The sequence below is a fragment of the bacterium genome, assembly GCA_021372515.1.
GTDB lineage: Bacteria > Gemmatimonadota > Glassbacteria > GWA2-58-10 > GWA2-58-10 > JAJFUG01.
In genome coordinates this window covers 1-1620 of the sequence record JAJFUG010000130.1, presented here as the reverse complement: position 1 = coordinate 1620, position 1620 = coordinate 1, and the positions used below count along the sequence as shown (strand labels likewise).

Annotated in this window: 2 protein-coding genes; both read right to left on the bottom strand. The window is 67.2% G+C overall.

From position 1 onward, the window contains the following. Nucleotides 1-845, bottom strand: an 845-nt coding sequence (locus LLH00_12615) for a hypothetical protein (protein ID MCE5272111.1), incomplete at its 3' end; no start/stop codon positions are given. Between the two features lie 183 nt (nucleotides 846-1028). Next, a partial coding sequence (locus LLH00_12610) for a DUF4832 domain-containing protein (GenBank protein ID MCE5272110.1) occupies nucleotides 1029-1620 on the bottom strand: 592 nt, incomplete at its 5' end.

The window sequence follows — 1620 nt, the reverse complement described above, 5'->3', positions numbered from 1 at the left end:
CCGACACGCTCCGGGTCCACCTCCGGACGGGCGCACAGGATGTCCAGCGCCACACGGTCCTCGGCGAAATACACCCCCGGCCAGGTGGTCCCGGCGCAGAAAAGAGACTTGGCCATGATCGACTCGTGGTCCGAGGCCCAGTTGTTATAGGCCTCCACGTTCTTCGGCTCCTCCGGGTTGTCGTCGGTCAGCCCCCGGCGGATCACCTCGGGCACGTCCCGCAGCAGCACCCGGCGGCTCGCGAACGGGAAAGTGTCGTGTACCAGGACCACATAGCCGCGACGGGCCACCTCGTTGGCCCAGGCCCGGCCGCCGTAGTCCGCCTTCTGGTGCTCCACGATCATGGGGTGCTGCTCAGCGCTGGTCTTGGTGATCTTGCGCTTGCCGAAATATTTCCAGCCCCCGTGGTCGTGAAGGGCCAGAATGCCGGGCAGCTTGCCGGTGGCCCCGGCGGGTTTCAGAAGGTAGGCCTCGGAGGGGCGTCCGTAGGGAAGCTGCCAGCTCAGCTCCTCGATCTCCAGGCCGTCGAACGTGTATTTGCGGTTCACCTTCACTTCCGGCGCGGGGCCGATCTCCGGCACCGCCATCCGCTCCAGGGTGCGGCCATGCGCTCGCTCGCGCCAGGCTTTCAGGTCGGTGAACTCAGGACGGCGGAAAGAGAGAGTCCCGGGGCCCTCCCCCAACAGCGAGGCCGCCCAGTCGCCGTAGGCCCCGATCAGGCTCACTCCCGCGGCCCCGGTGGCAGTCGCCGTGGCGGCCGCGGACGGGGTGGCCGCAGACACCGGCCCGGCCAGCGAAGCGCCAAACAGGGACAGGCCGCCCAGCGCGGCCGAGGTCTCACGCACGAATTGCCTCCGGGAAACAGGGTTCACCGGCAGCCGGCGCTTCCCGGCTGAAACGCCCTCTTTCTTTTTCGACATGGACGGCCCTCCAGTTTCCGCTGCCTCGATTCGTCGGATGAACAGGTCAGATAAAACCACTGCAAATCATTTTAAGCGAAACACCGCCACGCCGCCAGTGCAGCGCGCTCATTGCACGCGGATGCGGCTCGGCCTGAACCAGCCGTCCTCGTCCGTGCCCCGGACCGCCAGCCTGATCCGCGGGGCCTCCCCTTTCAGGTCGAGCAGGGCCAGGCCCAGCCTGTAGTCACCCGCGGGGATCGAGTCGGGCAGAGTGAGCGTGGTGCTGTAGCTCACCGCGCCCGGCAGCCAGCCGGTTATATCGGCATCCGTGCGCAGGACAAAGCTGCGGTGGCCCACCGGGTCGCTTAGCTCCACCGCGAGCGGATGGGCGTAATAGCAGGGCGCCACGCCCACGTTCTCCCAGTCCATGCTCAGGCTCAGCTTCCCGCCCACGCTCACCTTGCCGGTGTGGGCCAGACGGCGCAGCACGAAACGGTAGCCCATTTTCTGGCCCCACTCCCTGTATGCGTCCAGCCACTCATCCGGCACCTGGTCGTATGTGGGGCCGTAACAGGGATTCATCGTGGAGAGGTGCCAGGCCAGGGACTGCTTGATCGTGGTGTCGCGGGCCGCCTCCTTGGTCCAGCGTCCACCCATGCCCTCGGTGTACCAGGTGCTCATCGTGCCGCAGGCCTCGAACGCCACCGGGGCGTGTTTC